Genomic DNA, 5,763 nt, shown 5'->3' with positions numbered 1-5,763 from the left:
CTCGCCCCGCGCGGCTGCGAGCCGCGCCGTCAGCCAGAGCACATCCGGCCGCTCCGCCACCGCCGCCGCCCGCGACATCCGCGTGACCAACCGGCCCGCGCCGTCGACATCGCCGCCATCCAGCAACATGGAGGCCAGCCCGAAGCCCGCCGGGACGGACGACGGATCGATGGCCAGCGCCCAGCGAAACCCTTCCGCCGCGCGGCCGGTCCGACTCGCCCGGTGCTCGGCCCACGCCCATGCGCACCAGCCGTGAGCGGAAGAGGGATCCATCGCGACTCCTGCCTTATGACGGTTCGAGGCAAAGCCAGGGTGCCGATCGGGGCGCGACGTCACCATGGGCTCGGCCAGGCCGGCGATGCGACGATGTCGTCGGCGGCCCGGTCATCGCGGCCGTGCGAAGCGCAGCGTGGCGCCGGCGACGCGCCGCACCATCTCGTCGTCGCTCCCGTCCAGTTCGTCGCGAACGCGCCCGTCGAGGAACAGCACCGCCAGACCATGGGCGAGCGCCCAATGGCCGACCGCCTCCGCGCGGCTGTCGTCGCCCGGCCCGGCCAGCAGGTCGACACGGGCCTGAAGGACGCCGAACGCCGCCTGCTTGGCGGCGATCAGCCCGTCGTCCGCCGCCCCGCGGCGTGGACCGAACATCAACCGGAACCGGCCGGGCGCCGCCAGCGCGAAGCGCACATAGGCGATCGCTTGCGCCTCCAGTTCCCGGCCGGGCGCGGCGGCCGCATCCCCCGCCGCGAGTGCCGCCGCGAACGCAGCGAAACCCTGTATCGCGAGCGCGGCCAGCAACGCTTCCCTGTCGGCGAAGTGGCGGTACGGCGCCCGCGGCGAGACGCTCGCGCGCCGGGCCAGCGCGCGCAGCGACAGGGCGTCCGGGCCGCCCTCGTCCAGCAGGACGGCCGCGTCGTCCAGAAGCGCCTGCCGCAGCGTGCCGTGATGATAGGCCTGGTCGCCGGTCACTGCCGCTCCTTGCCTTCAAGTATGCCGTGCATACATCTGTGTGGCCGAACAAGCCGTCCGGTGGCAACCCCCATCCGGAGCCCGGCATGATCAAGTTCACCATCCTTCTGACCCGCAAGCCCTCGCTGACCCGCGAGGAGTTCGTCGACCATCACCGCAACCGCCACGCGGCTTTGTTCATGTCGGTGCCGGTCGTGCAGCAGACGGTGCGCCGTTATGTCCAGCAGCACGCGATCGATGCCACCCTTCCGGGCATGCCGCCCACCAAGTACGACGGGATCACCGAGCTCTGGTTCGACGACGTCGATGCGTTGGCCCGCTGCTTTTCCGATCCGGTGTACCTGGAAAGGATCAGGCCGGACGAGGAGGCGTTCCTAGACCTCCACGCCTGCGATTTCGTGGTGTCAACCGAGAACCCGGTCGCCTGATCCGCCCGGCGGGCGCCGGTCCCGATATCCGCCCGCTGCTCATGGGCGTTGATCTGCGGCCGGTTCGGGATCAAGAGCCGTTGCATGACCACCCAACGCCAGATGATCGAGATCGCCGGCGACCAGCTGTCCGCCGCGATCAACCCCTATGGCGCGGAGCTGACCCACCTGCGCGACGCTGGGGGGCGCAACCTGATGACGGATGCGGACCCGGCGTTCTGGACCGGGCACGCGCCGATCCTGTTCCCGGTGATCGGCGTCACCAACGGGGGTGTCGTGCGGATCGGCGGCCGCGAGTATCCGATGGCCAAGCACGGCTTCGCGCGCCACTCGCTGTTCGACGTGGTGGAGACCGGGCCTGCGCGCGCGGTGTTCGCGCTGGCCGACAGCGAGGCGACGCGCGCCTCCTACCCGTTCGCGTTCAGGCTGGAGATCGGTTTCGCCATCGCGGACGCGACGATCACGCTGGAGGCGCGGATCGAGAACCGGGGCGACGGCCCGCTGCCCGCGCAGTTCGGCTTCCACCCCGCCTTCGCCTGGCCGCTGCCCTATGGCGAGGATCGCGGGGCGCATCGCGTCACCTTCGAGAGGCACGAGCCGGGCGAGCTGCGCGGGATCGCGCCCGACGGACTGATCGCGCCCGACTATCGGGCCAGTCCCCTGTCCGGCGCGCTGTCCGGCCGGCCCGACGGCGGGCGCGAGTTGCTGCTTGCCGACGCGCTGTTCGCGAACGACGCGCTGGTGTGGGACCCGATCCGTTCGCAGTCCGTCACCTATGGCGCAGCGCAAGGGCCGGTGCTCCACGTCCGCTTCCCCGACACGCCGCGGCTGGGCATATGGACCAAGCCCGCGCTGCCCGATGGCGAGGGGCCGCGTTTCGTGTGCATCGAGCCTTGGCACGGCATCGCCGATCCCGAGGGCTTCGCCGGCGACTTCACCCAGAAGCCGGGTGTCTTCGAGATCGCGCCCGGCGACGAGAAGCGCATCGGGATGAGCGTGACGCTGGTGGGAGCGTGACGCTGGCGGGCTGACCCGTTAGGGGCAGGCAATGCCTTCCCCCCGCCGCACCTTCGCGATCATCTCCCACCCCGACGCCGGCAAGACCACCTTGACCGAGAAGCTGTTGCAGGTCGGCGGCGCGATCCATCTGGCAGGCGCGGTGAAGGCGCGCGGGCAGGCCCGGCGTGCCCGGTCGGACTGGATGAAGATCGAGCAGCAGCGCGGCATCTCCGTCACCTCGTCGGTGATGACGTTCGAGACGCTGGGGCTGACCTTCAACCTGCTCGACACGCCGGGGCACGAGGACTTCTCCGAGGACACTTACCGCACGCTGACGGCCGTCGACTCGGCGGTGATGGTCATCGACGCCGCCCGCGGCATCGAGGCGCAGACACGGAAACTGTTCGAGGTGTGCCGGCTGCGGTCGGTGCCGATCATCACCTTCGTCAACAAGGTGGACCGCGAAGGACGCGACCCCTTCGAGCTGCTGGACGAGATCGCCGACGTCCTCCAGCTCGACGTCTGCCCGATGTCGTGGCCGGTCGGCATGGGTGGCGAGTTCGAGGGCGTGCTCGACCTCGTGGCGAACCGCGTGCATCGGCCGGACGGCGACAGCCGCAACTTCCAGGGCCGCAGCGAGGACGCGCCCGTGCTGCCCGAGCGGTTCGCCGAGGAGGTGGAACTGGCGCAGGGCGGCTATGCCGCGTTCGATGCGGAGGCGTATCGCGCGGGCGACCTGACGCCGGTGTATTTCGGCTCCGCGCTCAAGGACTTCGGCGTCGCCGAGCTGATCGCCGCGCTCGCGGACTTCGCGCCCGGCCCGCGCCCGCAGCCCGCCGAGCCCGCCCCCGTCGCCCCGGAGGGCACGGAAGTGACGGGCTTCGTCTTCAAGGTGCAGGCGAACATGGACCCGCAGCACCGCGACCGGATCGCGTTCATGCGGCTGTGCTCGGGCGTGTTCCGGCGCGGGATGAAGCTGACCCCGTCGGGCAGCGGCAAGGCGATCGCGGTCCACTCGCCGATCCTGTTCTTCGCGCAGGACCGCGAGATCGCCGACGAGGCGTTCCCTGGCGACATCATCGGCATCCCCAACCACGGCACGCTGCGCGTCGGCGACACGCTGTCGGAGCGCGCCGACGTCCGTTTCACCGGCCTCCCCAATTTCGCGCCCGAGATCCTGCGCCGCGTCGTGCTGAAGGACCCGACCAAGACCAAGCAGCTGCGCAAGGCGCTCGACGACATGGCCGAGGAAGGCGTGACCCAGGTCTTCTATCCCGAGATCGGCTCCAACTGGATCATCGGCGTCGTCGGGCAGCTCCAGCTCGACGTGCTGCTCTCGCGGCTGGAGGCGGAATACAGGGTCGCCGCCGCGCTGGAGCCCGCGCCGTTCGACACCGCGCGCTGGGTGTCGGCGGGCGAGCCTGTGGACCTGAAGGCGTTCACCGACCTCAACCGCTCCGCGATGGCGAAGGACCGCGACGATGCGCCGGTGTTCCTCGCCAAGACCGCGTGGGAGGTGGGCTATGTCGCCGACCGCTATCCCAGGATACGGTTCGCGGCGACGCGCGAGCGATAGGCGCGGCTCGCGCCGGCGGCGGCCAGGACGGCTCGGGCGGCTTGCATCCTAATCGTCGGCGAGCGCGGCCGCCAGCGTGTCGCGCACCTGTCGTACCGTGTCCAGCACGGGCGAGGCGGCGGGTACGTCCGCGCCGGGGTCCTCCTCCAGCACCTTCTGCACCCCGCGGATCGTGTAGCCGCGCTCGTTCAGCAGCCGGTCGATGCGCACGACCAGCGCCACGTCCTCGGGCCGGTAATGACGACGCTGGCCCGCGCGGGTGACGGGTCGAAGCTGGGGAAAGCGGGACTCCCAATAGCGCAGCACATGCGCCGGCAGGCCGGTATCGCGCGACACCTCGCCGATCGTGCGGAACGCGCCCTCGGCCTTGCCCGGCCCGGAACCGGCCGGTGGCTCCCTGGGCGTCGAGCCGGATCGGCCTCCCTGATGCGACGGCGCCACGCTCATGTCCTAGCGGCGGCCGGCGCGTTTATCGAGCCCCATGTCCCTGCCTCCCATGCGGAGGTACAGGGTCAGTCCCCGTGCATGATCCGGCCGCGCATCATCTGGCTGGCGCGGAAGGTCAGGACGCGGCGCGGCGCGATCGGCACCTCTACGCCGGTCCTGGGGTTGCGCCCGACCCGCTCGCCCTTGTCGCGCAGGACGAAGGTGCCGAAGCCAGAGATCTTGACGTTCTCGCCCTGCTGAAGCGCGGCGCACATCTGCGCCAGTATCTGCTCCACCAGCCGGGACGACTCGGCGCGCGAAAGGCCGATCTGGCGGTGAAGCGTCTCGGACAGGTCGGCCCTCGTCAACGTTCCTGCTTGCATCGGCGGCCCTCCCCGGAGTCGGAGGTTGATCGATATCAAACTCCGTCATGCGTCGAAAGCCTTAACGTGAGGTCGGATCGCTCCGGACCGGGACCCGACCCGGTCAGAACCGCACGATGCAGGCGCCCCATGTAAAGCCGCCGCCCATCGCCTCCAGCACCACGATCTGGCCCCGCCGGATCCGCCCGTCGCGCACCGCCACGTCGAGCGCGAGCGGCACGGAGGCGGCGGATGTGTTGGCATGCTGGTCGACGGTCATCACGACGCGCGCGGGATCGAGGCCCAGCTTCTTCGCGGTCGCCTCCAGGATGCGCGCGTTGGCCTGGTGCGGCACCAGCCAGTCGACGTCGCGCGACGCGATGCCGGCGATCGCCAGCGTCTCCGTCATCACCGCGGCGAGGTTGGTGACGGCATGGCGGAACACCTCGCGTCCCTTCATCCGCAGCTTGCCGACCGTGCCGGTGGTGGATGGCCCCCCATCGACATAGAGCAGCGCGTTGTGGCGGCCGTCGGCGTGCAGCCGGGTGGCCAGGATGCCGCGCGGCGGTTCTCCCCGGCCCTCGTCCCCGCCGTCCCCGTCGGTCCCGTCCGCGTCGACCGCTTCCAGCACCACCGCGCCCGCGCCGTCGCCGAACAGGACGCAGGTGCCCCGGTCCTCCCAGTCGAGGATGCGGCTGAACGTCTCCGCGCCGATCACCAGCGCGCGCCGGTGCGCGCCCGCACGGATCATGCAGTCCGCCACCTGGAGCGCGTAGAGGAAGCCCGAGCATACCGCGCCGACGTCGAACGCGACGCAATGGTCGATGCCCAGCAACGCCTGCACCTTGGTGGCGGAGGCCGGAAACGTCTGGTCGGGGGTCGCGGTGGCCAGCACGATCAGGTCGATGTCCTGCGCGGCGAGGCCGGCGGCGGCGATCGCGGCGGCGGCGGCGGCGGCGCCCAGCGTCGCGGTCGTCTCGTCGGGGCCGGCGATGTGGCGGAA

General features: G+C 71.0%; 8 protein-coding genes. 3 read left to right on the top strand and 5 right to left on the bottom strand.

Features of this window, described 5'->3' with window-relative positions; translation table 11 throughout:
* Both HUV01_RS11050 and HUV01_RS11045 read right to left on the bottom strand, forming a co-directional pair.
* A partial coding sequence (locus HUV01_RS11050; RefSeq protein ID WP_217430988.1) for a hypothetical protein occupies positions 1 to 273 on the bottom strand: 273 nt, incomplete at its 3' end.
* Positions 274 to 384: 111 nt separating this feature from the next.
* Positions 385 to 969: a TetR/AcrR family transcriptional regulator gene (locus tag HUV01_RS11045; protein ID WP_174298306.1), complete on the bottom strand. Its 585-nt coding sequence runs from the start codon at positions 967 to 969 to the stop codon at positions 385 to 387.
* Positions 970 to 1,055: 86 nt separating this feature from the next.
* On the opposite strand from HUV01_RS11045, the gene HUV01_RS11040 reads away from it, so the two are divergent.
* From HUV01_RS11040 to HUV01_RS11030, 3 genes are all read left to right on the top strand, one after another.
* Entirely contained in the window at positions 1,056 to 1,397 is a 342-nt protein-coding gene (locus HUV01_RS11040) for an EthD domain-containing protein (RefSeq protein WP_174298305.1), read from the top strand.
* Between the two features lie 84 nt (positions 1,398 to 1,481).
* A complete protein-coding gene (locus tag HUV01_RS11035; protein WP_254606574.1) occupies positions 1,482 to 2,414 on the top strand; it encodes an aldose 1-epimerase family protein in 933 nt (310 codons plus the stop codon).
* A gap of 31 nt (positions 2,415 to 2,445) precedes the next feature.
* On the top strand, positions 2,446 to 3,972 hold the full coding sequence (locus HUV01_RS11030) for a peptide chain release factor 3 (RefSeq protein WP_174298304.1): 1,527 nt from the start codon (positions 2,446 to 2,448) through the stop codon (positions 3,970 to 3,972).
* Positions 3,973 to 4,020: 48 nt separating this feature from the next.
* On the opposite strand, the gene HUV01_RS11025 is transcribed toward HUV01_RS11030, so the two are convergent.
* The 3 genes from HUV01_RS11025 to HUV01_RS11015 form a co-directional block, all read right to left on the bottom strand.
* Positions 4,021 to 4,419 carry a MerR family transcriptional regulator gene (locus HUV01_RS11025; protein WP_174298303.1) on the bottom strand — a complete coding sequence of 133 codons (399 nt, stop codon included), beginning with the start codon at positions 4,417 to 4,419 and terminating at the stop codon, positions 4,021 to 4,023.
* A 65-nt stretch (positions 4,420 to 4,484) separates the two neighbouring features.
* Entirely contained in the window at positions 4,485 to 4,781 is a 297-nt protein-coding gene (locus HUV01_RS11020) for an integration host factor subunit alpha (RefSeq protein ID WP_174298302.1), read from the bottom strand.
* A gap of 103 nt (positions 4,782 to 4,884) precedes the next feature.
* Positions 4,885 to 5,763: beta-ketoacyl-ACP synthase III (locus HUV01_RS11015; RefSeq protein WP_174298301.1), on the bottom strand; the 879-nt coding region annotated here is incomplete at its 5' end.

The organism is Sphingomonas bacterium (assembly GCF_903643035.1).
GTDB lineage: Bacteria > Pseudomonadota > Alphaproteobacteria > Sphingomonadales > Sphingomonadaceae > Sphingomonas.
Note: the sequence above shows the minus strand (reverse complement) of the source record. Positions and strands in the feature narration are given on the sequence as shown.

What these genes read in the sequence shown, in the direction of transcription:
- HUV01_RS11025 (WP_174298303.1), bottom strand. Translation starts at nt 4,419, where the DNA reads ATGAGCGTGGCGCCGTCGCATCAGGGAGGCCGATCCGGCTCGACGCCC.
- HUV01_RS11035 (WP_254606574.1), top strand. Translation starts at nt 1,482, where the DNA reads ATGACCACCCAACGCCAGATGATCGAGATCGCCGGCGACCAGCTGTCC.
- HUV01_RS11030 (WP_174298304.1), top strand. Translation starts at nt 2,446, where the DNA reads ATGCCTTCCCCCCGCCGCACCTTCGCGATCATCTCCCACCCCGACGCC.
- HUV01_RS11020 (WP_174298302.1), bottom strand. Translation starts at nt 4,781, where the DNA reads ATGCAAGCAGGAACGTTGACGAGGGCCGACCTGTCCGAGACGCTTCAC.
- HUV01_RS11040 (WP_174298305.1), top strand. Translation starts at nt 1,056, where the DNA reads ATGATCAAGTTCACCATCCTTCTGACCCGCAAGCCCTCGCTGACCCGC.